We start from the raw sequence: 25,446 nt of genomic DNA on the forward strand, positions 1-25,446 counted from the left end.
CCTTTTAAGCAACAAACTTCAGTACGCAGCCGGGCGCGATGGCGTCCGGCACCGGGCCCGCCACATGGACGGTACCTGGGAACTCCGCTTCACGATGGCCGTCAAAGCGCAGGGTGATGTGGCCCAGCTCGCGCAGGTTTTGTTCAGCGACCTCGCCGACGGCGGTCACCGGGTAGCGCTGTTCGCCAAGCTGCAGCTCTGCCCCCGGCTGCAGCGTGCCAGCAAGCTCGCCGTGGTTGTGAATAAAGCAGTACTCTTCGATATCCGCCGGGGCGCCCTCGCGGAAGGTGATCAGCATTTGCTCTTCCAGCGCCATCGTCGCGCAGGCGCCGATGTGCGTAATGGTGGTCTGGTAAATCACAGTCATCTGCAGGAACCTCTTACTGGTAAATAAATCCGGAAACGAACCACGCGATCAGCACCGTTGGTGCGCCGGTCAGAAAGCGGCTGACCAGCACCGACGGCACGCCGACGCGCACGGTATCCTGGCGGGCTTCGGCTAGCGACAGGCCTACCGGAATAAAATCGCAGGCGGCCTGGGCGTTAATGGCGAATAGGGCGGGCAGGGCGAGGTGCGGCGGAATGTTGCCGAGGCCGATTTGAACGCCGATCAGCACGCCGATCACCTGAGCTATCACCGCGCCGGGGCCGAGAAACGGCGACAGTAGCGGGAAGGAGCAGATCAGCGCCAGGGTCACCAGCCCCAGCGGATGGCTGGCAAGCGGCGCCAGGCCGTGGGCAATCCAGTCGCCGATGCCGGAGGCCATGATGATGCCGATCAGCGCCGAGACGAAGGCCATAAACGGCAGAATGGTTTTCAGCACCGTATCAATGGTGTCGCGCCCGGCCTGGAACAGCACCGCCACCACCGAACCCATGCCCATCCCGACCTTCGCCAGCAGGCCATCGCTCTGTTCAGTAATCTTCTTGCTGGTGTCGTAATCGCGACCCGCGCTCTTGTTTTCCGCCGGCGGCTCGGAAACCCCTGCGCTGTCGGGAGCGATGCACTGGATGTTGTCCTCTTTGACGCCGGAGACATAAATATCTTCCGTGATGTACTGGGCCAGCGGCCCTGATTTGCCGGTGGCATGGATATTCACCGTCGGGATGCGGCGCTTAGGATAGAGCCCGCAGCGCAGGGTGCCCCCGCAGTCGATAATTGCCACGCCGATGTCGCTTTCCGCTGGTTCCCCCTCTTTAAACCCGTCCACCGGCTGCCAGCCGGTCAGGCTGGCGATGCGGTCAACAATCGCCGGGCGGGTGCCGGCGGTGATATAGACGATCTTTTTGCCTTCGACGGCGTCGAGCTCAAGCGGGCCGCCCCAGCCGCCGGTGCCTTTCTCTATACGAATACGGGTCATGATGTCGCTCCTGACAGATGCACTTTCTGGGAAAGCTGAATCGCCATTTTTCTCTCGAAAATCGAGGTGGTCAGGTCGGTGACCCAGCCGCGGAAGAAGTTAGTCACCAGGCCAACCAGCAGGTAGCTCACCGCCAGCGGACCGAGCGGTAGGCCGAGGGTAGTGAGGCCGTTGGCGATGCCGAGATAGACGAACAGCTCGCCGGGGTTGATATGTGGAAACAGCCCGTTCATTGAGTGGCAGCTATACGACGCCGCCGCGTAATAGCTGGGCTTGTACTTCTCTGGCATAAACCGGCCGAGGCTTAACGTCATTGGGTTACAAAACACGAAGGTGCCGATGCAGGGTAGCAGCAGGTAGCGGGAGATTGGGTTTCCTGCGCAGCGCTGCGCCAGCTTCTCGATCCGCTGCTGGCCGATAAAGTTGATCAGCGCGTTCATGATCACCAGCAGGCTGATCAGCAAGGGGAGGATCCCGGTCACCATGCCGGTAAATACCTCGCCGCCTTTCTGAAACAGGCCGATAAACCACTCCGCGCCGTGGGTCACGACGTCAATCATTGTTCTCTCCTTCAGCATGTTATTTTTCTTGCTAATCGCAGGCTGATTTTAATCATTTTGAAAGGTTTAAAAGTGTTAAATGGATCGCAAAATGAAAGATAAATATTTTATTTTGAAAGATGATGCGGGCGAGATGAAATGTTGCAGGGCATAAAAGCACGCAGGGGAGGAGCCGTTGAAGGACTATTTTGTCTACAAACAGATTGTCGCTTTCTTGTTGGTCGTCGCATGCTTTACCATAATTATCCCTTGCTGAATTTGTTAAACGGAATTCCCATGTTGAAGCGTCGCTATCTGGCTTTACTTCCCCTTTGTGTGCTCCTCGCTGCCTGCAGCAGCAAACCCAAGACCCCCGCGGAAACGGAGATGGCGAGTGGAACCGGCGGCTTTTTGCTGGAACCGCAGCATAACGTGATGCAGATGGGCGGCGACTTCGCCAACAACCCGGCGGCGGCGCAGTTTATCGATAAGATGGTGGCGAAGCACGGCTTCGACAGGCAGCAGCTGCAGGAGATCCTGTCGCAGGCAAAGCGCCTGGATTACGTCCTGCGGCTGATGGATCGTCAGGCGCCGACCGGCCTGCCGCCAACCGGGCCGACCGGCGCCTGGCTGCGCTACAAGAAACAGTTCATTACCCCGGATAATGTGCAGAACGGCGTGGTGTTCTGGAATCAGTATCAGGACGCGCTCAACCGCGCTTATCAGGTTTACGGCGTGCCGCCGGAAATCATCGTCGGCATTATCGGCGTGGAGACTCGCTGGGGCCGGGTGATGGGCAAAACCCGGATCCTCGACGCGCTGGCGACGCTGTCGTTTAGCTACCCGCGCCGCGCCGAATACTTCTCGTCGGAGCTGGAAACTTTCCTGCTAATGGCGCGCAGCGAAAGCGACGACCCGCTGGATCTGAAAGGCTCTTTCGCCGGGGCGATGGGCTACGGTCAGTTTATGCCGTCCTCCTATAAGCAGTATGCGGTCGATTTTAACGGTGACGGACATATCAACCTGTGGGACCCGGTGGATGCTATCGGCAGCGTGGCCAACTACTTCAAACAGCATGGTTGGGTGAGCGGCGATCTGGTGGCGGTGCAGGCGCTGGGGCAGGCCCCGGGGCTGGAGAATGGTTTCAAGACTAAATACAGCGTTTCGCAGCTGGCGGCCGCAGGGCTGACCCCGACCCAGCCGCTGGGTAACCATCAGCAGGCCAGCCTGCTGCGGCTGGACGTCGGCACCGGCTATGAGTACTGGTACGGGCTGCCGAACTTCTACACCATCACCCGCTACAACCACAGCACCCACTACGCGATGGCTGTCTGGCAGCTGGGTCTGGCGGTTGCGCAGGCCCGCGGCGGTTATTAATCCTTTCATCCGGCTGACAATTTCCCAGCCTCCCCGGATAGCGGCGCGTAGCGCCTTATCCGGGCTACGGTCCGGTATCCGGTTGCTAGCCCCGGGAAGCGCAGCGCGACCGGGGGATGACGCCGAGGAGGCCGCGCTTATCCCCCCGTTTTTTCCCGTCTCCATGCCTCTTGTTGACCTTTGTTACATTTCCGCTGACTGACGCTGATTTACATTCTTTCTTCGCTTCGTTATTGTTATGTTATAACATTAAATTGAGGCGGGGATATGTTCACATCGATTTTTATGGCATCCGGCGCGGCGCGCGCGGCTATCGCAGGCGTGCTGCTGGCGGCGCTATGGTTAGCAACCTGGTGGGCGGTGACGCTGCCATGATTGAACTGGAGCAGTTGGTCGCCGGCTATGACGGGGTAGCGATCACCCCTCCGCTGAGCGGGATGATATGCCCCGGCAGCCTGACGGCAATTGTTGGCCTCAATGGCTGCGGAAAATCAACGCTGCTGAAAACCCTCGCCGGGTTTCTTCCGCCGGTCAGTGGCCGCCTGCGCTGGCAGGGAAAACGGCCGGTGATCGGCTGGCTGGCGCAGCGCCATGCCCTCGAGTCGCAGTTTCCTCTCAACGTGCAGGATGTGGTAAGCCAGGGCGCATGGCCCGGCGTGTCGCTGCTGCGCGGTCTGGGGGGCGGCACCCGGCGACGCATCGGCGCGGTGCTGGAGCGGGTCGGGCTGGCGGGCCTGGCGAAAACGCCGATCGAAGCGCTCTCCGGCGGCCAGTTTCAGCGCATGCTATTTGCCCGGGTGATGGTGCAGCAGGCGCCGCTGGTGATGCTCGACGAGCCCTTCACCGGTATCGACGAAGCGACCAGTCGCGAACTAATGGATTTGATCCTCGAGATGCACCGGCAGGGACAGACCATCCTGGCGGTGCTGCATGATAACCAGCGGGTGGCCGACTTTTTCCCCGAGACGCTGCTGCTGACTCCCCAGCGCGCCTGCTGGGGCGCTACCCGGGCGGTGCTCCCGGCCTTCAGTCATGTGAGGTCGGCATGATCTGGCACACCTTCTTTCAGCCTTTCATTGAATTCGGCTTTATGCGTCGGGCCCTCGTGGTGTGTCTGGCGCTGTCGCTGAGCACCACCATGCTGGGCGTCTTCCTGCTGCTGCGGCGCATGAGCCTGATGGGCGATGCGCTGTCGCACGCCATTCTCCCCGGCGTGGCGGTGGGGTATCTGCTGAGCGGCATGTCGCTGCTGGCCATGACCCTCGGCGGCTTCATCGCCGGTATCGTGGTTGCCCTGGTGGCCGGGTGGGTGAGCCGGCGGACACCGTTAAAAGAGGACGCCAGTTTTGCCGGATTTTATCTGGGCTCGCTGGCCCTGGGCGTCACCCTGGTGTCGCTGCGCGGCTCCAGCGTGGACCTCCTGCATCTGCTATTTGGCTCCATTCTGGCGGTCGACCGCGATGCGGCGCTGTTTGTCAGCGGCGTCGCCAGCCTGACGCTATTGTGCATTGCGCTGTGCTACCGCGGTCTGGTCAGCGAGGCGTTCGACAGCGCCTGGCTGCAGGTGAATCACCGGCGGCTGCCTGCGCTGCTGCATGGGCTTTTTCTGGCGCTGCTGGTGCTTAATCTGGTGGCCGGGTTTCAGGTGCTCGGCACGCTGATGGCGGTAGGGGTAATGATGCTCCCGGCGGTCGCCGCGCGCTGCTGGGCGCGCACGCTGCCGGGCATTCTGCTGCTGGCGGCGGGAATGGGCGCGCTCTGCGCCTGGCTGGGATTAAGCCTCTCCTGGGCGATTAGTCTTCCCGCCGGGCCCGCTATTGTGCTGACCGCCAGCGCACTGTTTTTTGTTTCGCTATTTTTTGGCACGCGCAGCCGGCTGCTGGTCGGTTGGCGCACATTGATGGGGTAAGGAAATGATGAAACGTAGTGCAATAGTGGTCGCGCTGGCCCTCGGCCTGATGGCGCAGGGGGCCATGGCGAAAACGCTGAATGTGGTAAGCAGTTTTTCGGTGTTGGGTGATATAGCGCAGCAGGTCGGCGGGGAGCATGTCCATGTGGATACCCTGGTCGGCCCGGACGGCGATCCGCACACCTTCGAACCGTCGCCGAAGGATAGCGCGCTGCTCAGCAAGGCCGACGTGGTGGTGGTTAACGGCCTGGGGCTGGAAGGGTGGCTGGATCGCCTGATTAAGGCCTCTGGTTTTAAGGGCGAGCTGGTGGTGGCATCGAAAGGCGTCAAGACCCATGCCCTTGATGAAGAGGGTAAAACGGTGACCGATCCCCACGCCTGGAACAGCGCAGCGAACGGCGCATTGTATGCGCAGAATATCCTCGATGGTCTGGTGAAAGCCGACCCGGAAGATAAAGCGGCGTTGACCAGCAGCGGCAAGCGCTATATCGACCAGCTGACGTCTCTCGACGGCTGGGCGAAAGCGCAATTCAGCGCCATTCCGCTGGCCAAGCGCAAGGTCCTGACCAGCCATGACGCTTTCGGCTATTTTGGCCGGGCTTATCACGTGACCTTCCTCGCGCCACAGGGGCTCTCTTCAGAGAGCGAGGCCAGCGCGGCGCAGGTGGCGGCGCTGATTAAGCAAATCAAAGCGGATGGCGTCCATACCTGGTTTATGGAGAACCAGCTTGACCCGCGGCTGGTGAAGCAGATTGCCAGCGCCACCGGCGCGCAGCCGGGGGGCGAACTCTATCCGGAAGCGCTATCTAAGCCGGGCGGCGTCGCCGATAGTTACGTCAAAATGATGCGTCACAACGTTGAGCTTATCGCTAACAGCATGAAGTAACAGGTTGTCTGGTCGTCCTGGTTATCACAGGACGACCCATTTCTGGATCCCCCCTCGTAAAATCGCCACTTCATCCCCATATCTCTGTCGAAAGTGCTATCTTTGATGGCCTCTTTATCCAGAGCAAAGCGGGGCGATAATGACCGATTCAGAATTAATGCAGCTAAGCGAGAAGATTGGCCGGGCGCTGAAGGCGCGTGGGGCGACGGTGACCACGGCGGAATCCTGTACCGGCGGCTGGATTGCTAAAGCGATCACCGATATTGCCGGCAGCTCGGCGTGGTTTGAACGCGGCTTTGTCACCTACAGCAACGAAGCTAAATCGCAAATGATCGGCGTCAGCGAAGCGACGCTGCGCGACAACGGCGCGGTAAGCGAACCGGTGGTGGTGGAGATGGCGATTGGCGCGCTGCGCGCGGCGCGTGCGGATTATGCCATCTCCGTTAGCGGCGTCGCCGGGCCGGATGGCGGCAGCGTCGAAAAGCCGGTCGGCACGGTATGGTTCGGCGTCGCCAGCGTGAGCGGGCAAGGGGTGACGCGGCGGGAATGCTTTGCCGGAGACCGCGAAGCGGTGCGTCGTCAGGCGACGGCCTATGCGCTAAATCTGCTCTGGCAACAATTTCTACAAAACACTTGATACTGTATGACTATACAGTATAATTGCCTCAACTGAACAAATATTAACGGCGAAGCGAACACGCTTTACCCTGCATGATTAGGAGTAACAATGGCGATCGACGAAAACAAACAGAAAGCGTTGGCGGCTGCACTGGGCCAGATCGAAAAGCAATTCGGTAAAGGCTCCATCATGCGCCTGGGTGAAGACCGCACCATGGATGTGGAAACCATCTCCACCGGCTCGCTTTCTCTGGATATCGCGCTGGGCGCCGGCGGTCTGCCAATGGGCCGTATCGTCGAGATCTACGGTCCGGAATCCTCCGGTAAAACCACCCTGACGCTGCAGGTTATCGCCGCAGCGCAGCGTGAAGGTAAAACCTGTGCGTTCATCGATGCTGAACATGCGCTGGATCCTGTCTATGCACGCAAACTGGGCGTCGATATCGACAACCTGCTATGTTCTCAGCCGGACACCGGCGAGCAGGCGCTGGAGATCTGTGACGCGCTGGCGCGCTCTGGTGCGGTTGATGTTATCGTCGTCGACTCCGTCGCGGCGTTGACGCCGAAAGCGGAAATCGAAGGCGAAATCGGCGACTCTCACATGGGCCTTGCGGCGCGTATGATGAGCCAGGCGATGCGTAAGCTGGCGGGTAACCTGAAGCAGTCCAACACGCTGCTGATCTTTATCAACCAGATCCGTATGAAAATTGGCGTGATGTTCGGTAACCCGGAAACCACTACCGGTGGTAACGCGCTGAAGTTCTACGCCTCTGTGCGTCTGGACATTCGCCGCATCGGCGCGGTGAAAGAGGGCGACAATGTCGTCGGCAGCGAAACCCGCGTCAAAGTGGTGAAAAACAAGATCGCCGCGCCGTTTAAACAGGCCGAATTCCAGATCCTCTACGGCGAAGGCATCAACTTCTACGGCGAGCTGGTAGACCTCGGCGTGAAAGAGAAGCTGATTGAGAAAGCGGGTGCCTGGTATAGCTACAACGGCGACAAAATCGGTCAGGGTAAAGCGAACGCGATCACCTGGCTGAAAGAGAACCCGGCGGCGGCGAAAGAGATTGAGAAGAAAGTGCGCGAACTGCTGCTCAACAATCAGGATGCGAAGCCAGACTTCGTTGTTGACGGCAACGACGCAGAAGAAACCGAACAGGATTTCTGATATCGTCTGCAAGACTGACAGGGCTGCTTAGGCAGCCCTTTTGCTTTGTGAGATTATCGAGGTGCCTGTGACTGAACCTTCATCACGCCGCTCCGGCTACGCCCGCCTGCTGGACCGTGCTATCCGCATTCTGGCGATGCGCGACCACAGCGAGCAGGAGCTGCGACGCAAGCTGGTCGCTCCGGTGATGAGCAAAAACGGTCCTGAGGCGCTGGACGCCACCCCCGACGAGCTGGAGCAGGTTGTCGCCTGGTGTATCGAAAACCGCTACCTTGACGACAACCGCTTCGTCGGCCAGTTCATCGCCAGCCGGAGCCGCAAAGGCTATGGTCCGGCGCGCATTCGCCAGGAGCTCAGCCAGAAAGGCATTGCGCGCCAGGTCGTTGACCAGGCGATGCGCGAATGCGATATCGACTGGGTGAGCCTTGCCAGGGAGCAGGCACAGCGTAAATACGGCGAACCGTTACCTTCCGCCTTTACTGAAAAAGTGAAAGTTCAGCGATTCCTGCTTTACCGCGGCTACCTGATGGAAGATATCCAGGAAATCTGGCGAAATTTTGCAGATTGACCCATCCGGGATTTTACTTCGCCGTAAAGAAAACTTATCTTATTCCCACTTTATTCCGTCGGGCCGCTGGTTGTGACTGTGCAGGCAGCGGCCTGGGCGATTATTCCTTTACACAAAATCATTCAAGCTGCATCAGGGCGGCAAGAGAGACTCTCTTTCGCAACGTACGTCAGTTCGGTGCCGGAAGAGCAAGCGCAGCCAGGACAGAGGCGACTTGAAGGATGACGTGTAGCTTGATTTCAGGATAATTATGAGCAAGAGCACCGCTGAGATCCGTCAGGCGTTTCTCGACTTTTTCCATAGCAAGGGACATCAGGTAGTTGCCAGCAGCTCCCTGGTGCCGCACAACGATCCGACCCTGCTGTTTACCAATGCAGGGATGAACCAGTTCAAGGATGTCTTCCTTGGTCTCGACAAACGTAATTATTCGCGTGCGACCACCGCACAGCGTTGCGTGCGTGCGGGTGGTAAACACAACGATCTGGAAAACGTCGGTTACACCGCGCGTCACCACACCTTCTTTGAAATGCTGGGCAACTTCAGCTTTGGCGATTACTTCAAGCAGGATGCCATCAAATACGCGTGGGAACTGCTGACCGGTGAGAACTGGTTCGCGCTGCCGAAAGAAAAACTGTGGGTTACCGTTTACGAGACCGATGACGAAGCTTTCGACATCTGGGCCAATGAAGTAGGCGTTCCGCGCGAGCGTATTATCCGCATCGGCGACAACAAAGGCGCGCCGTTTGCTTCTGACAACTTCTGGCAGATGGGCGACACCGGTCCGTGCGGCCCGTGCACCGAAATCTTCTTTGACCACGGCGATCATATCTGGGGCGGCCCTCCGGGAAGCCCGGAAGAAGATGGCGACCGTTACATTGAGATTTGGAACATCGTCTTCATGCAGTTCAACCGTCAGGCTGACGGTACCATGGAGCCGCTGCCGAAGCCGTCCGTCGACACCGGTATGGGTCTGGAGCGTATTGCCGCGGTGCTGCAGCACGTTAACTCCAACTATGACATCGACCTGTTCCGCGATCTGATCGCCAGCGTGGCGAAAGTCACCGGCGCGACCGATCTGACGAACAAGTCGCTGCGCGTTATCGCCGACCACATTCGCTCCTGCGCCTTCCTGGTTGCCGACGGCGTGATCCCGTCGAATGAAAACCGCGGCTACGTGCTGCGTCGTATCATTCGCCGCGCGATCCGTCACGGCAACATGCTGGGCGCGAAGGACACCTTCTTCTGGAAACTGGTTGCCCCGCTGATCGATGTGATGGGCTCCGCCGGCGACGAGCTGAAGCAGCAGCAGGCTCAGGTTGAGCAGGTGCTGAAAACCGAAGAAGAGCAGTTTGCCCGCACCCTCGAGCGCGGCCTGGCGCTGCTGGATGAGGAGCTGTCGAAGCTGAAAGGCGACACCCTGGACGGCGAAACCGCCTTCCGTCTGTACGACACCTACGGCTTCCCGGTCGACCTGACCGCCGATGTGTGCCGCGAGCGCAACATCAAGGTTGACGAAGCTGGTTTTGAAGCCGCGATGGAAGAGCAGCGCCGCCGCGCGCGCGAGTCCAGCGGTTTCGGCGCCGACTATAATGCGATGATCCGCGTTGACGGCGCCTCTGAATTTAAAGGCTACGATCATCTGGAGCTGAACGGCAAGGTTACCGCCCTGTTTATCGACGGCAAAGCGGTGGATAGCGTTAGCGCTGGCCAGGAAGCGGTGGTGATCCTTGACCAGACCCCGTTCTATGCGGAGTCCGGCGGCCAGGTGGGCGATAAAGGCGAATTAAAAGGCGCGGGCTTCTCCTTCGCAGTCAGCGACACGCAGAAGTACGGCCAGGCTATTGGTCATATCGGTAAAGTCGCCAGCGGCACACTGAAAGTGGGTGACGCGGTGCAGGCCGACGTAGATGAGGCTCGCCGTCAGCGTATCCGTCTCAACCACTCCGCGACGCACCTGATGCACGCGGCGCTGCGCCAGGTGCTCGGCACCCATGTGGCGCAGAAAGGTTCGCTGGTCAATGATAAAGCGCTGCGCTTTGACTTCTCGCATTTTGAAGCGATGAAGCCGGAAGAAATTCGTGCGGTGGAAGACTTGGTCAACGCGCAGATCCGTCGTAACCTGGCTATCGAAACCAACATTATGGATATCGATGCCGCGCGCGCATCCGGCGCCATGGCGCTGTTTGGCGAGAAATACGACGACCGCGTGCGCGTTCTGCGGATGGGCGACTTCTCCACGGAGCTGTGCGGCGGGACTCACGCGGCGCGTACCGGCGATATCGGCCTGTTCCGCATCACGTCAGAGTCTGGCACCGCTGCTGGCGTGCGCCGTATCGAAGCGGTGACTGGCGAAGGCGCGATGGCCATCCTGCATGCGCAGAGCGATCAGCTCAATGATATCGCTCAGCTGCTGAAGGGTGACAGCCACAATCTCGGCGATAAGGTTCGCGCCGCGCTGGAGCGTACCCGCCAGCTGGAAAAAGAGCTGCAGCAGCTGAAAGAGCAGGCTGCGGCGCAGGAGAGCGCAAACCTCTCCAGCAAAGCGGAAGAGATTAACGGCGTTAAGCTGCTGGTCAGCGAACTGACCGGCGTTGAGCCGAAAATGCTGCGTACCATGGTTGACGATCTGAAGAACCAACTCGGTTCGACGATCGTTGTATTAGCTACGGTAGCGGATGGTAAGGTTTCTCTGATTGCAGGTGTGTCTAAGGATGTGACAGACCGCGTGAAAGCAGGGGAGCTGGTTGGTATGGTCGCCCAGCAGGTGGGCGGTAAAGGGGGCGGTCGTCCGGATATGGCGCAGGCCGGTGGTACCGATGCGTCTGCTCTCCCTGCAGCGTTAGCCAGTGTGAAAGGCTGGGTCAGCGCAAAACTGTAATAACTATAAACGCATTTACCCTAAATAATTCGAGTTGCAGGAAGGCGGCGACGCAGCGAATCCCCAGGAGCTTACTCAAGTAAGTGACTGGGGTGAGCGAGGAAAGCCAACACACATGCAACTTGAAGTATGAGGGGTATAGGTGCCATAACCAGAGGGTTATGGCACCTTGCGTCAGAAACACTGATAACGATAAAGTCGGGTTGAAATTGTGTATATCGGCTAAACTTAGGTTTAACAGAATGTGATGCCATGACTGCTTATACCCTAAGGTATTTGTCATCGCTTACTTTTTGGCGTTATATGATGGATAATGCCGGGATACGAGAGACCCGACTCTTTTAATCTTTCAAGGAGCAAAGAATGCTGATTCTGACTCGTCGAGTTGGTGAGACCCTCATGATTGGAGATGAGGTCACTGTGACAGTTTTAGGGGTGAAGGGTAACCAGGTTCGTATTGGCGTAAACGCCCCTAAAGAAGTGTCTGTTCACCGTGAAGAGATCTACCAGCGTATTCAGGCTGAAAAATCCCAGCAGTCCAGTTACTAAGGTTTCCGCGCCTCGCTGTGCAGTGAGGCGCATCACTTACCGCCGCTTTTTCCCTTTTTCTGTTTTTTCCCCCTGCGCCATACCGCTTTTCATTACCCTTTGCCGCTTTGGTCGTTTGGCGTTATGCCAGCGTCAGGGCTGATTTCCTGTTGATAAATTGCCCTTTTTGCCGTTTTTGCACGCGAATTGCGTGCGAAGTGTGCAAACGAAAAAAGGTCTCGAAAAAGTGTTTGACTTATAAGTACCAGAAAGTAATATGTGCGCCATCGCAGCGACGAAGAGCAGAAACAAGTTCTTCGAAGCACTCGAAAGAGGCGTGTGTGGTGAGGTGGCCGAGAGGCTGAAGGCGCTCCCCTGCTAAGGGAGTATGCGGTCAAAAGCTGCATCCGGGGTTCGAATCCCCGCCTCACCGCCATTTTGCATCCGTAGCTCAGCTGGATAGAGTACTCGGCTACGAACCGAGCGGTCGGAGGTTCGAATCCTCCCGGATGCACCATCTTCTTTCTGAATTAAGAGAGAAGAGCGCTGTGAAAGCAGCGGCCCGCAGTGCGAGGCATAATCGAGTCACTCTACCGATTAGGCCATCATACTCAGTGTGGCATGTGTTAGTTGTGACACTGACGCGTAGTAAAGCAAGTTTCCCGATGCATCCGTAGCTCAGCTGGATAGAGTACTCGGCTACGAACCGAGCGGTCGGAGGTTCGAATCCTCCCGGATGCACCATTCTTTAATAAGAATGGCAAATCGCGAAATTTGATATCAGAATTACAGCAGTAATCCCGATGCATCCGTAGCTCAGCTGGATAGAGTACTCGGCTACGAACCGAGCGGTCGGAGGTTCGAATCCTCCCGGATGCACCATATTCTCCTTGATAACAGCGACGATGTTGTTTTATGGTCTGCGAAATTATCGCCAGCACCAGGGAGGATAACGTTGCGTAAGCAACGGCCCGTAGGGCGAGGCGCAGCCGAGTAATCCTCCCGGATGCACCATATTCTCCTTAGTAACAGCAACATTGTTGTTATTTGGTTTGCGAAACCATCGTAAGTGCCAGGAGAGTAACCCCGCAGTAAAATAGCTTTCCCGATGCATCCGTAGCTCAGCTGGATAGAGTACTCGGCTACGAACCGAGCGGTCGGAGGTTCGAATCCTCCCGGATGCACCATATTCTCCTTAGTAACAGCGACGACGTTGTTTTATGGTCTGCGAAATCATCGCCAGCACCAGGGGGATAACGTTGCGTAAGCAACGGCCCGAAGGGCGAGGCGTAGCCGAGTCATCCTCCCGGATGCACCATATTCTCCTCAGTAACAACGACGATGTTGTTGCATAGGCTGCGAAATTATCGCCGCACCCGTTCTGAATGCATAATCTTCACTCTTCTCTCACCATCCCGATTACCTCGTTTTCCATCACTGGCTTCATCCTGACTTTTTTATTGGCAAGACGCGCTTTCCACTATAATTTATCCTTGTATATCAGCGTTATCAGGCTGAGATAAATGCAAGGAGAGAAATCCATGAAATGGTTCAAAGCAATACCTGCTTTTTGCGCGACGCTGCTGGTAACGACGGCCCTCGCTGGCTGTGCGGGATCGGCTACAAAGGAGAGTACGGGCGGCTATATTGACGATACCGTGGTGACCACCAAGGTGAAAACGGCGCTCTTTAACGATAAAGACATTAAGTCCTCAGAAATTAGCGTCCAGACCTTTAAAGGCCGCGTCCAGCTGAGCGGATTTGTCTCCTCCGCGGAGAGCGCTAAACGAGCCGTAGAAGTCACACGCCGAGTGCAGGGCGTGCGAATGGTCGAGAACGATCTGCGTATTAAATAAGGCTGGTTATCCGGCCTAATGTTTGGGGGCGCCTGAGGGCGCCTTTGTCGTCTGCGCCGCTGGCCGCGACAACGGCGGGCTTTTGCGTTACAGTAATCATTCCCAAACCGGTTGGTGAGAAGACAATGTACGAAGGTTACGCAGGACTGATCTTTGATATGGATGGCACCATTCTCGATACCGAGCCGACCCATCGGCAGGCATGGAACGAGGTGTTGGGCCGCTACGGTATGCGTTTCGACGAACAGGCGATGGTCGCGCTCAATGGCTCACCAACCTGGCGAATCGCCCAGGCGATTATCGAACTCAACCAGGCCGATCTCGATCCACATCGCCTGGCGCAGGAAAAAACCCAGGCCGTCAAAGCGATGCTGCTGGACAGCGTACGCCCGTTGCCGCTGATTGAGGTGGTTAAGGCATGGCACGGCCGTCGCCCGATGTCGGTGGGAACCGGCAGCGAGAGCGCCGTCGCCGAAGCGCTGCTGGCGCACCTGGGGCTGCGTCATTACTTCTCCGCGGTGGTGGCGGCCGATCATGTGGTCAACCATAAACCCGCTCCCGATACCTTCCTGCTGTGCGCCGAGCGCATGGGCGTCGCGCCGGAAAAATGCGTCGTCTTCGAAGATGCCGACTTTGGTCTGCAGGCGGCGAAGCGCGCGGGAATGGACGCAGTTGACGTGCGTTTGCTGTGAGCGACGCGCTGTCACTCACCTCGCTGTTTGCCAGTAGCTTTTTAAGCGCCACGCTGCTCCCCGGCAATTCGGAGGTTGTGCTGGTGGCTATGCTACTTGCGGGGGTCAGTCATCCGTGGTGGTTAGTATTAATAGCAACAATCGGCAATAGCCTTGGAGGGGTAACTAACGTTATTCTGGGGCGCTTGTTTCCGCTGCGCAAAACCTCGCGCTGGCAGGAGCGGGCGGCCGGCTGGCTTAAGCGCTACGGCGCGGTCACGCTCTTACTGAGCTGGGCGCCGGTTGTCGGCGATTTACTGTGTTTGCTGGCGGGATGGATGCGCATTTCCTGGGGACCGGTACTCTTTTTCTTATGCCTTGGTAAGGCGCTGCGCTATATCGCTATTGCGGCAGCGACGCTTCAGGGCATGACGTGGTGGCACTAATTGGACTGACAGTTCATCCATTACAATTATGCTTATTCAAACGATTTCGACAGGCGGGAGGTCAAATTGATCCCGGACGTATCACAGGCGCTGGCCTGGCTGGAAAAACATCCGCAGGCTCTGCAGGGTATTCAACGTGGTCTGGAGCGGGAAACGCTGCGCGTGAACGCAGACGGCACCCTTGCAACGACCGGTCACCCTCCGGCGTTAGGCTCAGCGCTAACGCATAAATGGATTACCACCGATTTTGCCGAAGCTTTACTTGAGTTCATTACGCCAGTAGATGGCGATATTGAGCATATGCTGACCTTTATGCGCGATGTCCATCGCTATACCGCGCGTCAGCTTGGCGACGAGCGGATGTGGCCGCTGAGCATGCCATGCTATATCGCCCCCGGTCAGGATATTGAGCTGGCGCAGTACGGCACCTCTAACGTGGGGCGCCTGAAAACGCTATATCGCGAGGGGCTGAAGAATCGCTATGGCGCGCTGATGCAGACTATCTCCGGCGTGCACTATAACTTCTCCCTACCGATGGCCTTCTGGCAGGCAAAATGTGGTGTGGAAGATGCCGAGAGTGGTAAAGAGGCCATTTCGGCGGGCTATTTCCGCTCAATTCGTAACTACTATCGCTTTGGCTGGGTGATCCCCTATCTGTTTGGCGCCTCGCCGGCGATTTGCTCCTCATTCCTGCAAGGCAAACCGACAACGCTGCCCTTTGAGGAAACGGGCAACGGCATGTATTACCTGCCGTATGCCACCTCGCTGCGCCTCAGCGACCTTGGTTATACCAATAAGTCGCAAAGCAATCTCGGAATTACGTTTAACGATCTGCACGAGTATGTGGCAGGATTGAAGCGGGCGATTAAAACGCCGTCGGAAGAGTACGCCAAAATCGGGCTGCAGAAAGACGGCAAGTATCTGCAGATCAACAGCAACATTCTGCAGATTGAAAATGAACTTTATGCGCCGATCCGCCCGAAACGCGTCACCCGTCGGGGCGAAACCCCGTCCGATGCGCTGTTGCGCGGTGGTATTGAGTATATCGAAGTGCGTTCGCTGGATATCAATCCGTTCTCGCCGATCGGCGTTGACGCCCAGCAGGTGCGTTTCCTCGACCTGTTTATGGTCTGGTGCGCGCTGGCCGACGCGCCGGAGATGAGCAGCGATGAGCTGCTGTGCACCCGCACCAACTGGAATCGGGTTATTCTGGAAGGGCGTAAGCCGGGCTTAACGCTGGGGATTGGCTGCGAAAGCGCGCAGTTCCCGCTGGCTCAGGTGGGCAAAGATCTGTTCCGCGATTTACGCCGCGTGGCGCAGACCCTGGACAGTATCCACGGTGGCCAGGCATATCAGCAGGTCTGCGACGAGCTGCTGGCCTGCTTTGACGATCCGGAATTAACCTTCTCAGCCCGCATTCTGCGTTCTATGATTGAAGAAGGCATTGGCGGTACCGGCCGTGCGCTTGCCGATCGTTACCGGACGCAGCTGCGCGAAGAGCCGCTGGAGATCCTGAGCGAAGACGATTTTATCGCCGAGCGCGACGCGTCGGTGGCGCGACAGAAGAAAGTGGAAGCTGAAGACAGCGAGCCGTTTGAGGCGCTGCTGGCGCGGCACGCGTAGCGCTGGAAAAGAAAAAGGCCACATCACTGTGGCCAAACTTTCATCTCTGATTCAGGGATGATGATGATAATAAATGCGCGTCTTTCATATACTGAGACTCGCGGCTGAACAAAGAGTTCATTTTATTTTAAAAAAATTCACTCCCGGAGGTGACGAATGCCGTTGTTAGATAGTTTCACAGTCGACCATACCCGAATGGAAGCCCCAGCGGTGCGTGTCGCGAAGAAAATGAACACGCCGCATGGCGATGAAATCACCGTTTTCGATCTGCGCTTCTGCGTACCGAACCAGGAAGTGATGCCGGAACGCGGTATCCACACCCTGGAGCATCTGTTCGCGGGCTTTATGCGCGATCATCTGAACGGGAATGGCGTGGAAATTATCGACATTTCGCCAATGGGCTGCCGCACCGGCTTCTATATGAGCCTGATTGGTACGCCGGACGAGCAGCGCGTCGCTGACGCCTGGAAAGCGGCGATGGCCGATGTGCTTAAGGTGAAAGATCAGAACCAGATCCCGGAGCTCAACGTCTACCAGTGCGGGACTTACACCATGCACTCGCTGGAAGAGGCCCAGGACATCGCTCGCCATATCATTGAGCGCGATGTGCGCATCAACAGCAACGACGAACTGGCGTTGCCGAAAGAAAAACTGCAGGAACTGCACATCTAGTGCTTCCGCCACGGCCCGACGCCTGTCGCCGGGCCGCTCTTCTGACGCCGCGATGACGACGACGCTTTCCTTCTCCTTTCAGCACCGCCCTTTGGTGCCCTTTGCCCATGATTATGCCCACGGTGACCAGGAAGACTGGCATCAGCATGACTGCGCCCAGCTGCTGCATATACTAAGCGGCGTGGTGCGGGTCGCGACGCCGGTAGGCTACTGGGTGGTGCCGCCCGGGCGCGGCGTCTGGCTGCCGGCGGGAACGCCGCACGCGCTGCGCATGACCGGCAACGTGGCGGCACGCACCCTGTTTATCGATCCGCTGGCGCGCGCCGATCTTCCGGCGGGCTGCCAGATCGTACAGATCACGCCGCTGCTGCGGGAACTGATCGTGTCATCCCTGGCGCTGGCGGAACGCTATGCCCCCGCCAGCCGCGACGAAAGAATTTATGAACTGATCCTCGATGAGATCCGCGGGATGGCGATCCTGCCGTTTGGCCTGCCGGAGCCGCAAAGCGAAACGCTGCGTCGGCTGTGCCAGCAGGTACGCGAGGCGCCGGGCGAGGCCTGGAGCAGCGGCCAGGCGGCGAAGGCGTGCAGCATGAGCGAGCGAACCCTAAACCGCCATTTTCAGCAGCAGACTAGCCTGACGTGGAGCGAGTGGGTGCGCCGGGCGAAGCTAATGGAAGCGCTGGTGCGCCTGGCGCAGGGCCACTCCGTGCTGCGGGTGGCGCTGGAGCTGGGCTACGGTAGCCACAGCGCCTTCAGCGCCATGTTTCGTCGGGTGATGGGCGTCGCCCCCAGCGACTATTTTCGTCCCCCGGCCTGATCGGCGGCGCTGAGCGCATTGCACAGCGCCTGCAGCGAGGCGCGCGCCACGTCATTATCGATACCCACGCCCCAGTAGCTTTCTCCTTGCGGAAAAACGCAGCGGATATAGGCCACCGACCGGCTGTCGCTGCGCGCGCCGAGGGTATGCTCATGATAGTCCTTGATCATAAACGGCTGCCGAAACAGCGCGCTGAGCCCGCTGGCTGCGGCGGAGAGCAGGCCGTTGCCCTGGCCCTGCAGGCGTCGGGTTTCGCCGTGGTGACGCAGCGTTGCCTGCAGGGAAAGCTGGCCATCCTGCTGGCTGGCGCTCTGATAATCGAGCAGCGTCAGCGCCGGCTGCGCCTGCAGCCCGTAGCGCGTGCGGAACAGCTGCCACAGCGCATGGTGGGTCATCTCTTTGCCGTCGCTATCGGTGGCCTGCTGAACGTGCTGGCTGAAGTCCTGCTGCAGCCCGCGGGGCAGTTTCAGACCATGATTTTGTTCGATAAGCCAGGCGCTGCCGCTCTTCCCCGACTGGCTGTTGACGCGGATCACCGCCTCATAGCTGCAGCCAATATCCTGCGGGTCAATGGGCAGGTAGGGCATCTGCCACGGATCGCCAGGCTGACGGGCATCAAACCCTTTTTTGATCGCATCCTGATGGGAGCCGGAGAAGGCGGTGTAAGCCAGACTTCCCGCCCACGGGTGGCGCGGGTGAACGGGGATCTGGTTGCAGTTTTCCACCACCTCCACCACCCGGTTCATCTGCTCGAAGCGAAGCTCAGGGTCGATGCCCTGGCTGTAGAGGTTCATCGCCAAAGTCACCAGACAGACGTTGCCGGTGCGTTCGCCGTTGCCAAACAGGCAGCCTTCTACCCGATCGGCGCCGGCCATCACCGCCAGCTCGGCGCTGGCGACGCCGGTGCCGCGATCGTTATGCGGGTGCACGCTGATGCAGACCTCGCCGCGGCGGGAGAAGTGGCGGCAAAAATACTCGATCTGATCGGCATAGACGTTGGGGGTGTTGACTTCCACCGTCGCCGGCAGATTGACGATCATCGGTCGCTCGGCGCAGGGCTGCCAGACATCCGCCACCGCTTCGCAAATCTCAAGCGCAAACTCGGGCTCGGTGAAGCAGAAGGTTTCAGGCGAATATTCATATTGCCAGCGGGTCTCCGGCTGCTGTTCGCACTGCTGACGGATAAGCCGGGTGGCGCGGGTCGCGAGGGCGATCACCTCGGCCTTGTCCATGCCGAAAACCAGCTCGCGGAACAGCGGCGCGGTGGCATTGTAGAGGTGGACGGTAGCCCGGCGGGCGCCGCGCAGCGCCTCAAAGGTGCGCAGGATCAGCGGGTCTCGCGCCTGGGTCAGCACCTGGATGGTGACATCCTCCGGGATGCGCTGTTCGTCAATCAGCTGGCGGACAAAGTTGAAATCGGTTTGTGAGGCGGAAGGGAAGGCGACTTCAATCTCTTTAAAGCCGCACTCCAGCAGCAGATCCCAGAACTGCAGTTTGCGGGCGCTGTCCATGGGCTCCGCCAGCGCCTGGTTGCCGTCGCGCAGGTCAGTCGACAGCCAGCGCGGGGCGTGGCTGATTTGCCGGTCTGGCCAGCGGCGGTCAGGCAGGGCGATCGGCGGATAGGGACGGTACTTTTCAGCAGGATGGCTCAGCATAGTGTTCTCCTTAATGGTCAGCCTTTATCCTGCCCGAGCGCAGGGTGACGGGCTTTCGCAAACGAGACAGAAACTAGCGAGAACTGGACAACCTGACGCCGTAAAAAAGGGACCCGGAGGTCCCTTTATGTGAGGCCTAGTGCGCGCCGCCGCCGCCGCCGCCGGCGCTGAACGGTGGTCTGGCGAACCACACCAGCCCCAACAGCAGGATGAAAATAGCCGCAGAAATCCAGAAGATTTCGTTGGCGGAGATAATGAGCCCCTGGTTGGTTATCTGCTGCGCTATCCAGCCGGACGCCTGCTGCTGCGTCATTCCCATGCCCTGCAGCTGATCGTATATCTGCTGCGCGTTGGGGTTAAAGGGGGTCACCGATTCGGTGAGCTGCGCATGATGCAGCGCCTCGCGGTTGGTCCACAGGGTGGTGGTGATCGAGGTCCCGATGGAGCCGGCAAGGGTACGGGTGAAGTTCGACAGGCTCGACGCCGCCGCCAGCCGCTCCGGCGGCAGGCCGGAGAGGGTGATGGTGGTCAACGGCATGAAGAAGCAGGCCACCGCGAAGCCTTGGATAAACTGTGGCCACGCCGAGGCGCCAAAGTCCATCCCCGGTTCGAAGGTCCAGGCGCGCCAGTAGAAGCAGACCGCGTACATAATAAAGCTGAAGGTGACCAGCCGCCGCATGTCGAGCTTATGCGCGAAGCGGCCGATAATCGGCGACAGAATGACCGGGATCACCCCCACCGGCGCCGACGCCAGGCCGGCCCAGGTCGCGGTGTAGCCGTATACCTCCTGCAACAGCTGCGGCAGCAGCACGATGGCGCCGAAGTAGAGCATATAGGCCAGACTGATACAGAGGCAGCCGATGGTGAAGTTGCGCGACTTAAATAGCGACAGATCGACAATCGGGTTATCGTCGGTTAGCTCCCAGACGATCAGGAAGCTTATCGCCACCACCGCCACGATGGTCAGAATGATAATCTCATTGGAGGAGAACCAGTCCAGCTCTTTACCCCGGTCCAGCATCACCTGCAGGCTACCGATACCGATGATCAGCAGCGCCAGACCGACGCCGTCGATCCGCCGCTGTTCGGTTTTGGTTTCCCGGTTGCGCAGGGTCTGCAGGGTCATCAGCACCACCGCCACGCCAATGGGCACGTTGATAAAGAAGATCCAGCCCCAGTGATAGTTATCGCTGATATAGCCGCCGAGGATCGGACCGCAGATGGGCGCGACAATCACCGTCATCGACCACAGCGCCAGAGCGATAGAGCGCTTCGCCGGGGGATAGTTGCTGAGCAGCAGACTTTGCGACAGCGGGATCAGCGGCCCGGCGACGATCCCCTGAATGACGCGGAAGAAAATCAGCATCGTCAGGCTGTTGGAGACGCCGCAGGCCCAGGAGGCAATGGCGAAGGCGGTGGTTGACCACAGGAACAGCTTCACCTCGCCGACGCGCTTGGCCAGCCAGCCGGTGATCGGGATGGAGATGGCGTTAGCGACCCCGAACGAGGTGATGACCCAGGTCCCCTGGCTCAGCGACGAGCCAAGGTTGCCGGCAATGGTCGGGATCGCCACGTTGGCGATAGTGGAATCCAGCACCTGCATGAACGTCGCGAGCGACAGCGCAATGGTCATAATGACCAGCTGCGCGCCTTCCAGCGGTTTTTGCTGTTGCATTACACTCACCCCGAATTATCCGGCGTTGGCCTGAATGATCTCGTCTATCAGCTTATTAACCGGATCGAGAGCGATTTCGCGGGCATTGCTCTCGTAAACCGGGGAGCTCCGCACCTGGCTGGCCAGCATTTCACCATCGCGATCGGTGGTGTTGACTTCCACCAGCGTCGAGAGGCCGATGCGCAGCGGGTGTTCCGCTAGTTGTTTTTCATCCAGCTCGATACGAACCGGCAGACGCTGTACCACTTTGATCCAGTTGCCGGTGGCATTCTGCGCCGGCAGCAGAGAGAAGGCGCTGCCGGTGCCCATATCCAGACCGACCACTTTACCGGTGTATTTCACGTCATCGCCATAGATATCGCTGATCACGGTGGCCGGCTGGCCGATACGCATATGCGCCAGCTGAGTCTCTTTAAAGTTAGCATCGATCCACAGGTTGGTCGCCGGGACCACCGCCATCAGCGGCGTGGTGGTGCCAATCTGCGCGCCAGGCTGTACCGAGCGACGGGAAACGTAGCCGCTAATCGGGCTGACGATCTGCGTACGCTGCAGGGCCAGCCAGGCGTTACGCACTTCGGTGGCCGCCTGGAGCACCGCCGGCTGCTGTTCCAGCCTGGTGCCCAGCACGATCGCCTGGTTGGCGTTGTACTGCTGGATTGCCACGTCGAGTTCGGCCTGTGCGCTGGCGACGGTATCGCGGGCGTGCTGCAGCTCTTCGCGGCCAATGAGGTTCGCGGCGCCCAGCGGGATGCGGCGGTTCAGGTCAGCCTGCGCCTGGGCGAGGGCGGTTTTTTTGACGTCGATATTTGCCTGCAGCTGCTTGCTGTTGATCATCTGCTGGCGGGTCTGACGCACGCTGGCGGCCAGTTGGGTCTTAGCCTTTTCAAACGCCTGTTGGGCATCGGTCCGATCGAGCGTGACCAGCGGATCGCCTTTCTGCACGTAGTCCGTGTTGTCAGCCCAGACTTTGGTCACGCTGCCCGCGACCTGAGCCATAATTTGTACCTGATTCCCTGCCACGTAGGCATCGTCGGTCTCTTCGTAGTGACGCAGTACCAGAAACCAGTAAATCCCATATGCCACGGCAATAATAATGAAGAGCAATGTCAGCAACAGAAGGGCGCCTTTACGCTTTCCTTTTTTGCTGCCTGGTTGCTGCGGGGTTTGGCTCTCCGCATTTGCACTCATGTTATTCTCCACGATCTTATTATTTCACATCGGCTGAGCCGACCTGTTTATCAGAAAGGCCAGCAGAGATCTGCTGGCCTGGCTGTTTTCCTTGCAACGTAAAAATGGGCTGAGCGACGCCGCCCTTAGCGTAGAGAGTCCGCTAGCACGCCTTCTTCTTCCATCTGATCAAGGCGGCTCAGGAGTTTGCGGGTGATGTGTTCGAGCTGATCTTTTTCGCTGGTGCTAAGTGAAGACCACAGCTGATGCAGGCAGTTATGCTGCGGCGGCAGGACTTCACGCAAAAACTGATGGCCCTTTTCGGTCAGTTGCAGATGCAAACAGCGACGATCGTTATCGCTCTCGCGGCGCTCAATCCAGCCGCGTTTTTCCAGTTCATCAGCGATACGGGTGGCGTTGGTACGTGACGAGCCCAGCGCACAGCTCAGCTCGGACGGCTGGATGCTGTGGTTTTCCTGTGACTCCAGCGTAATCAGCGCCATAAATAATGTCTCGTTAATTCCCTGCGCTTTGAGCATTTTATTGCGATTTTCCAGCAGCTTACCTTGCATATGCATGCAAAGACGAGTTAACAGGATCTCCTGAAACGGGAAATCTTCATGGCGGCTGGCGCGAAACTTGAGCATTTGCTCAATGGGAGTAAACGAACTATCCATTTGGGTATGACCTCATTAATTACAGCCGATATAATAACTATTGTGACAAATAAATCAAATGAATTATTGACCAAAATTGATACGTAAAGCTTAGAGCCCGTTGGTGATTTTCCATGCCAGACCATAGGCAAACGCCGACAGCAGGGTCGGGACAATGATGCTGCGGGTTTTCCAGAAGGCGGCCCCCAGCACCAGGAAGCCGGTCAGCGTCGGCGCCAGGCGATGGGCATCGGCGAGGATCTCCGGCACGCTGGAGACCACCAGCAGCGCGCAAATCGAGGCGATGCCAATAGTATCCAGCAGCACGCTGACCGGGCCGCGGCGGGCAGGACGAGCGTGGCCGGCGCGCAAACGCAGAGGAAGATAGCGAAAGAGATAGTTGACGCCGCCGACTATCACCCCGAGCAGAAGGACTTCACTGTTCATCCGGCATCCCCTTGAGCATGGCCTGAAGCAGCGCCGTCAGACACCCGCAGACAATTCCGGCGAGGATCGCCGCCGGAATGGAAAATAACAGAATGCCGCCCAGCGCGCCCGCCAGCGCCGCCGTGACGCAGAGTGACTGCTGACGCTGGAAAGAGGCCAGCAGGAAGCTCATAAACAGCGCCGGCAGCATAAAGCCGAGGGCGGCTTCCACCGCCGGATAATCCACCAGCAGGCCGTTGCCGGACCAGGCGCCGGCCAGCGTGCCGCACACCCACGATGCCCACGAGGTAAAAGCGAGACCAAGCATCCAGTTTTCGCTCCAGCGGCGGTTATCGCGAACCAGCCTGGCGGTAGCGGCGGCGAAAACCTCATCGGTCAGGCCGAAGGCCCAGAGGGCGGTTTTCTTTTTATCCAGCGCTGAGCGAATGCGGCTGCGCAATGAGGGGCCATACAGCACGTGGCGGACATCCATCGCCATCACCGTCAGGGCGGCGACCCACAGCGAACTGCCGGCGGCCAACATGGCGGTGATCACAAACTGGCTGGCGCCGGCGTAAATAATGCAGGAGAAGAACAGGCTTTCCAGCGGGGTGAAGCCCAGCCGGGTGGCATTGAGTCCGAAGGCGAATGCCACCGGAAGGTAGCTGATGACGATGGGGAGACTGTCTTTGATGCCTTCGCCGACGGTGGCGACGCGTTCAGGTAAGGCACAGGTTAAGGGCGCGGGGTTTTCCATATGAATAACTTATCGCTGGATCCATGTGAAGGTGGCAATTTGACCGATGTCTCCACCTTAACAGAGCGCGATGCGCCTTAACACTATGGAAATTCCTGGAATCGCTTTTCTATGACCTGGCCACGAGAAAGGGGCAAGGGGGCTGGATAAGGCGCTGGGCCTTATCCGTGAGCGGTTTTACTGCTGCGCGGCGAGGGCGGTTTTCACCCAGCTGTCGAACAGCGGCTGGTGGGCTTTGATCCAGCCATCAACGTGGCCGTTAATGTCGGCTTCGGAAGCATGGCCTTCATGCATCATCGCATTCTCGGCGTTGATGTCGGCGATCGGCAGCTTCATGACGCTAAACAGAGTGGCGGCGGCCGGATTTTTCTCCGCCCAGGCTTTGTTGGCGACGATGTGCATCGTGTTCACCGGGAAGCCATAGTTGGCGCCGTTGGCCAGTTTGGTGTCGATGTTTTTCTGCTCGCCCGGCAGGGAGGAGAACGGCACCTGCAGCCAGACGACGTCCTTGCCAGGCTTCAGCACGTCGCTAACCCAGTACGGCGTCCAGGTGTAGTAGAGCACCGGTTTACCCTCTTTATACCGGGCAATGGTGTCGGCCATCATCGCCGCGTAGTTGCCCTGGTTATGGGTGACGGTTTTGCTCAGGCCATAGGCGTCAATCTGATGGTTAATCACTGCTTCGCAGCCCCATCCTGGGGTACAGCCGGTGAGATCCGCTTTACCGTCATTGTTGGTATCAAACAGTTTGGCGATCTGCGGATCTTTGAGCTGATCGATGGAGGTGATGTGGTACTGCTCAGCGGTTTTTTTGTCGATTAAATAGCCCTGGGCGGCGCCTGAGACGTACACTCCTTTGCGATAGAATTTGTTATCACCGCCCGCCGCGGCGTACATGTCATCGTGCAGCGGTTGCCAGTTGGTGGCGATAAAGGTGGTATCTCCGGCGGCAATCGACGTATAGGCAACGTTATAGTCCACTTCGCTGGGTTTCTCGACGGTGTAGCCCAGCTTCTCCAGCGCGCGACTGACCAGCAGGGTCTGGAAGCTCTCTTCGGAGATAGTGCTCTGAGCGGGCTTCACCGTAATCCCTTTACCCGGCAGGTCGGCGGCGAAGGCGCTGGTGGCGAGCAGGGTGGCAAAGGCGGCGGTGGCCAACATCGTACTATGTCGCATGGTGGTTCCTCTTA

Annotated in this window: 25 protein-coding genes and 5 tRNA genes; 20 read left to right on the forward strand and 10 right to left on the reverse strand. The window is 58.5% G+C overall.

Features of this window, described 5'->3' with window-relative positions:
* Positions 1 to 4: 4 nt before the first annotated feature.
* From srlB to AB1E37_RS05440, 3 genes are read right to left on the reverse strand one after another with little or no spacing between them, the layout of a single operon-like run.
* Positions 5 to 367 (reverse strand): PTS glucitol/sorbitol transporter subunit IIA, encoded by a 363-nt coding sequence (gene srlB, locus AB1E37_RS05430; protein ID WP_004174693.1) that lies wholly within the window; start codon positions 365 to 367, stop codon positions 5 to 7.
* Positions 368 to 380: 13 nt separating this feature from the next.
* Positions 381 to 1,361: a PTS glucitol/sorbitol transporter subunit IIB gene (locus AB1E37_RS05435; protein ID WP_004149462.1), complete on the reverse strand. Its 981-nt coding sequence runs from the start codon at positions 1,359 to 1,361 to the stop codon at positions 381 to 383.
* The gene (locus AB1E37_RS05440; RefSeq protein WP_002914812.1) at positions 1,358 to 1,921 is read right to left on the reverse strand and encodes a PTS glucitol/sorbitol transporter subunit IIC; all 564 of its coding nucleotides are present in this window, start codon (positions 1,919 to 1,921) and stop codon (positions 1,358 to 1,360) included. The genes AB1E37_RS05435 and AB1E37_RS05440 overlap by 4 nt, the downstream gene beginning before the upstream one ends.
* Positions 1,922 to 2,197: 276 nt before the next feature.
* On the opposite strand from AB1E37_RS05440, the gene mltB reads away from it, so the two are divergent.
* The 20 genes from mltB to AB1E37_RS05540 all read left to right on the forward strand — a co-directional run bounded on the left by mltB (position 2,198) and on the right by AB1E37_RS05540 (position 17,920).
* Positions 2,198 to 3,277: a lytic murein transglycosylase B gene (gene mltB, locus AB1E37_RS05445; RefSeq protein WP_004174694.1), complete on the forward strand. Its 1,080-nt coding sequence runs from the start codon at positions 2,198 to 2,200 to the stop codon at positions 3,275 to 3,277.
* A 338-nt stretch (positions 3,278 to 3,615) separates the two neighbouring features.
* Positions 3,616 to 4,326 (forward strand): metal ABC transporter ATP-binding protein, encoded by a 711-nt coding sequence (locus tag AB1E37_RS05450; RefSeq protein ID WP_015958867.1) that lies wholly within the window; start codon positions 3,616 to 3,618, stop codon positions 4,324 to 4,326.
* Positions 4,323 to 5,186: a metal ABC transporter permease gene (locus AB1E37_RS05455; RefSeq protein WP_004149458.1), complete on the forward strand. Its 864-nt coding sequence runs from the start codon at positions 4,323 to 4,325 to the stop codon at positions 5,184 to 5,186. The genes AB1E37_RS05450 and AB1E37_RS05455 overlap by 4 nt, the downstream gene beginning before the upstream one ends.
* Before the next feature lie 7 nt (positions 5,187 to 5,193).
* On the forward strand, positions 5,194 to 6,072 hold the full coding sequence (locus AB1E37_RS05460) for a metal ABC transporter substrate-binding protein (RefSeq protein ID WP_023286807.1): 879 nt from the start codon (positions 5,194 to 5,196) through the stop codon (positions 6,070 to 6,072).
* Positions 6,073 to 6,211: 139 nt separating this feature from the next.
* The gene (gene pncC / locus AB1E37_RS05465) at positions 6,212 to 6,709 is read left to right on the forward strand and encodes a nicotinamide-nucleotide amidase (RefSeq protein WP_002914771.1); all 498 of its coding nucleotides are present in this window, start codon (positions 6,212 to 6,214) and stop codon (positions 6,707 to 6,709) included.
* Positions 6,710 to 6,799: 90 nt separating this feature from the next.
* A complete protein-coding gene (gene recA / locus AB1E37_RS05470) occupies positions 6,800 to 7,858 on the forward strand; it encodes a recombinase RecA (RefSeq protein WP_002914769.1) in 1,059 nt (352 codons plus the stop codon).
* A 67-nt stretch (positions 7,859 to 7,925) separates the two neighbouring features.
* The gene (recX, locus tag AB1E37_RS05475; protein ID WP_002914767.1) at positions 7,926 to 8,426 is read left to right on the forward strand and encodes a recombination regulator RecX; all 501 of its coding nucleotides are present in this window, start codon (positions 7,926 to 7,928) and stop codon (positions 8,424 to 8,426) included.
* 250 nt (positions 8,427 to 8,676) lie between these two features.
* Positions 8,677 to 11,304 (forward strand): alanine--tRNA ligase, encoded by a 2,628-nt coding sequence (alaS, locus tag AB1E37_RS05480; protein WP_032448033.1) that lies wholly within the window; start codon positions 8,677 to 8,679, stop codon positions 11,302 to 11,304.
* 363 nt (positions 11,305 to 11,667) lie between these two features.
* A complete protein-coding gene (gene csrA / locus AB1E37_RS05485) occupies positions 11,668 to 11,853 on the forward strand; it encodes a carbon storage regulator CsrA (protein ID WP_000906486.1) in 186 nt (61 codons plus the stop codon).
* Between the two features lie 322 nt (positions 11,854 to 12,175).
* Positions 12,176 to 12,268 (forward strand) — tRNA-Ser (locus AB1E37_RS05490).
* A gap of 4 nt (positions 12,269 to 12,272) precedes the next feature.
* Positions 12,273 to 12,349 (forward strand) — tRNA-Arg (locus AB1E37_RS05495).
* A 150-nt stretch (positions 12,350 to 12,499) separates the two neighbouring features.
* A tRNA-Arg gene (locus AB1E37_RS05500) sits at positions 12,500 to 12,576 on the forward strand.
* A 61-nt stretch (positions 12,577 to 12,637) separates the two neighbouring features.
* A tRNA-Arg gene (locus AB1E37_RS05505) sits at positions 12,638 to 12,714 on the forward strand.
* A gap of 228 nt (positions 12,715 to 12,942) precedes the next feature.
* Positions 12,943 to 13,019 (forward strand) — tRNA-Arg (locus tag AB1E37_RS05510).
* 354 nt (positions 13,020 to 13,373) lie between these two features.
* Complete coding sequence (locus AB1E37_RS05515) at positions 13,374 to 13,688, forward strand: BON domain-containing protein (protein WP_002914359.1); 315 nt, start codon at positions 13,374 to 13,376, stop codon at positions 13,686 to 13,688.
* A 125-nt stretch (positions 13,689 to 13,813) separates the two neighbouring features.
* Complete coding sequence (gene yqaB / locus AB1E37_RS05520) at positions 13,814 to 14,380, forward strand: fructose-1-phosphate/6-phosphogluconate phosphatase (protein ID WP_004174701.1); 567 nt, start codon at positions 13,814 to 13,816, stop codon at positions 14,378 to 14,380.
* A complete protein-coding gene (locus AB1E37_RS05525; RefSeq protein WP_002914355.1) occupies positions 14,377 to 14,805 on the forward strand; it encodes a YqaA family protein in 429 nt (142 codons plus the stop codon). The genes yqaB and AB1E37_RS05525 overlap by 4 nt, the downstream gene beginning before the upstream one ends.
* A 66-nt stretch (positions 14,806 to 14,871) precedes the next feature.
* Positions 14,872 to 16,428: a glutamate--cysteine ligase gene (gene gshA, locus AB1E37_RS05530; RefSeq protein WP_002914353.1), complete on the forward strand. Its 1,557-nt coding sequence runs from the start codon at positions 14,872 to 14,874 to the stop codon at positions 16,426 to 16,428.
* Positions 16,429 to 16,584: 156 nt separating this feature from the next.
* A complete protein-coding gene (luxS, locus tag AB1E37_RS05535) occupies positions 16,585 to 17,100 on the forward strand; it encodes an S-ribosylhomocysteine lyase (RefSeq protein WP_002914351.1) in 516 nt (171 codons plus the stop codon).
* Between the two features lie 52 nt (positions 17,101 to 17,152).
* On the forward strand, positions 17,153 to 17,920 hold the full coding sequence (locus AB1E37_RS05540; RefSeq protein ID WP_004149452.1) for a helix-turn-helix transcriptional regulator: 768 nt from the start codon (positions 17,153 to 17,155) through the stop codon (positions 17,918 to 17,920).
* Here AB1E37_RS05540 and leuA read toward each other — a convergent pair.
* The 7 genes from leuA to proX form a co-directional block, all read right to left on the reverse strand.
* On the reverse strand, positions 17,899 to 19,575 hold the full coding sequence (gene leuA, locus AB1E37_RS05545; RefSeq protein WP_004185353.1) for a 2-isopropylmalate synthase: 1,677 nt from the start codon (positions 19,573 to 19,575) through the stop codon (positions 17,899 to 17,901). The two genes, AB1E37_RS05540 and leuA, sit on opposite strands and share 22 nt — an antisense overlap.
* Positions 19,576 to 19,711: 136 nt before the next feature.
* Positions 19,712 to 21,250 (reverse strand): multidrug efflux MFS transporter permease subunit EmrB, encoded by a 1,539-nt coding sequence (gene emrB / locus AB1E37_RS05550; protein WP_002914342.1) that lies wholly within the window; start codon positions 21,248 to 21,250, stop codon positions 19,712 to 19,714.
* 15 nt (positions 21,251 to 21,265) lie between these two features.
* The gene (gene emrA, locus AB1E37_RS05555) at positions 21,266 to 22,438 is read right to left on the reverse strand and encodes a multidrug efflux MFS transporter periplasmic adaptor subunit EmrA (protein ID WP_002914339.1); all 1,173 of its coding nucleotides are present in this window, start codon (positions 22,436 to 22,438) and stop codon (positions 21,266 to 21,268) included.
* A 125-nt stretch (positions 22,439 to 22,563) separates the two neighbouring features.
* Complete coding sequence (gene mprA, locus AB1E37_RS05560) at positions 22,564 to 23,094, reverse strand: transcriptional repressor MprA (RefSeq protein WP_002914337.1); 531 nt, start codon at positions 23,092 to 23,094, stop codon at positions 22,564 to 22,566.
* A gap of 90 nt (positions 23,095 to 23,184) precedes the next feature.
* Positions 23,185 to 23,520 (reverse strand): L-valine transporter subunit YgaH, encoded by a 336-nt coding sequence (gene ygaH, locus AB1E37_RS05565; protein ID WP_004174712.1) that lies wholly within the window; start codon positions 23,518 to 23,520, stop codon positions 23,185 to 23,187.
* Positions 23,510 to 24,256 carry an AzlC family ABC transporter permease gene (locus AB1E37_RS05570; protein WP_004180986.1) on the reverse strand — a complete coding sequence of 249 codons (747 nt, stop codon included), beginning with the start codon at positions 24,254 to 24,256 and terminating at the stop codon, positions 23,510 to 23,512. Before AB1E37_RS05570 ends, ygaH begins: the two co-directional genes overlap by 11 nt.
* Positions 24,257 to 24,433: 177 nt before the next feature.
* Positions 24,434 to 25,432, reverse strand: coding sequence for a glycine betaine/L-proline ABC transporter substrate-binding protein ProX (gene proX / locus AB1E37_RS05575; RefSeq protein ID WP_002914330.1), 999 nt, complete (start codon positions 25,430 to 25,432; stop codon positions 24,434 to 24,436).
* Positions 25,433 to 25,446 lie beyond the last annotated feature (14 nt).

Source organism: Klebsiella sp. Shm-1, assembly GCF_040804525.1.
In the GTDB taxonomy this organism is placed as follows: Bacteria; Pseudomonadota; Gammaproteobacteria; order Enterobacterales; family Enterobacteriaceae; genus Klebsiella; species Klebsiella pneumoniae.

Coding starts and splice junctions, on each gene's coding strand:
- csrA (WP_000906486.1), top strand. CDS start 11,668: ATGCTGATTCTGACTCGTCGAGTTGGTGAGACCCTCATGATTGGAGAT.
- AB1E37_RS05570 (WP_004180986.1), bottom strand. CDS start 24,256: ATGGAAAACCCCGCGCCCTTAACCTGTGCCTTACCTGAACGCGTCGCC.
- srlB (WP_004174693.1), bottom strand. CDS start 367: ATGACTGTGATTTACCAGACCACCATTACGCACATCGGCGCCTGCGCG.
- mprA (WP_002914337.1), bottom strand. CDS start 23,094: ATGGATAGTTCGTTTACTCCCATTGAGCAAATGCTCAAGTTTCGCGCC.
- recA (WP_002914769.1), top strand. CDS start 6,800: ATGGCGATCGACGAAAACAAACAGAAAGCGTTGGCGGCTGCACTGGGC.
- alaS (WP_032448033.1), top strand. CDS start 8,677: ATGAGCAAGAGCACCGCTGAGATCCGTCAGGCGTTTCTCGACTTTTTC.
- AB1E37_RS05450 (WP_015958867.1), top strand. CDS start 3,616: ATGGTTAGCAACCTGGTGGGCGGTGACGCTGCCATGATTGAACTGGAG.
- AB1E37_RS05440 (WP_002914812.1), bottom strand. CDS start 1,921: ATGATTGACGTCGTGACCCACGGCGCGGAGTGGTTTATCGGCCTGTTT.
- yqaB (WP_004174701.1), top strand. CDS start 13,814: ATGTACGAAGGTTACGCAGGACTGATCTTTGATATGGATGGCACCATT.
- AB1E37_RS05455 (WP_004149458.1), top strand. CDS start 4,323: ATGATCTGGCACACCTTCTTTCAGCCTTTCATTGAATTCGGCTTTATG.
- leuA (WP_004185353.1), bottom strand. CDS start 19,575: ATGCTGAGCCATCCTGCTGAAAAGTACCGTCCCTATCCGCCGATCGCC.
- emrB (WP_002914342.1), bottom strand. CDS start 21,250: ATGCAACAGCAAAAACCGCTGGAAGGCGCGCAGCTGGTCATTATGACC.
- pncC (WP_002914771.1), top strand. CDS start 6,212: ATGACCGATTCAGAATTAATGCAGCTAAGCGAGAAGATTGGCCGGGCG.
- AB1E37_RS05460 (WP_023286807.1), top strand. CDS start 5,194: ATGAAACGTAGTGCAATAGTGGTCGCGCTGGCCCTCGGCCTGATGGCG.
- mltB (WP_004174694.1), top strand. CDS start 2,198: ATGTTGAAGCGTCGCTATCTGGCTTTACTTCCCCTTTGTGTGCTCCTC.
- proX (WP_002914330.1), bottom strand. CDS start 25,432: ATGCGACATAGTACGATGTTGGCCACCGCCGCCTTTGCCACCCTGCTC.
- AB1E37_RS05435 (WP_004149462.1), bottom strand. CDS start 1,361: ATGACCCGTATTCGTATAGAGAAAGGCACCGGCGGCTGGGGCGGCCCG.
- emrA (WP_002914339.1), bottom strand. CDS start 22,438: ATGAGTGCAAATGCGGAGAGCCAAACCCCGCAGCAACCAGGCAGCAAA.
- luxS (WP_002914351.1), top strand. CDS start 16,585: ATGCCGTTGTTAGATAGTTTCACAGTCGACCATACCCGAATGGAAGCC.
- ygaH (WP_004174712.1), bottom strand. CDS start 23,520: ATGAACAGTGAAGTCCTTCTGCTCGGGGTGATAGTCGGCGGCGTCAAC.
- AB1E37_RS05515 (WP_002914359.1), top strand. CDS start 13,374: ATGAAATGGTTCAAAGCAATACCTGCTTTTTGCGCGACGCTGCTGGTA.
- AB1E37_RS05540 (WP_004149452.1), top strand. CDS start 17,153: ATGACGACGACGCTTTCCTTCTCCTTTCAGCACCGCCCTTTGGTGCCC.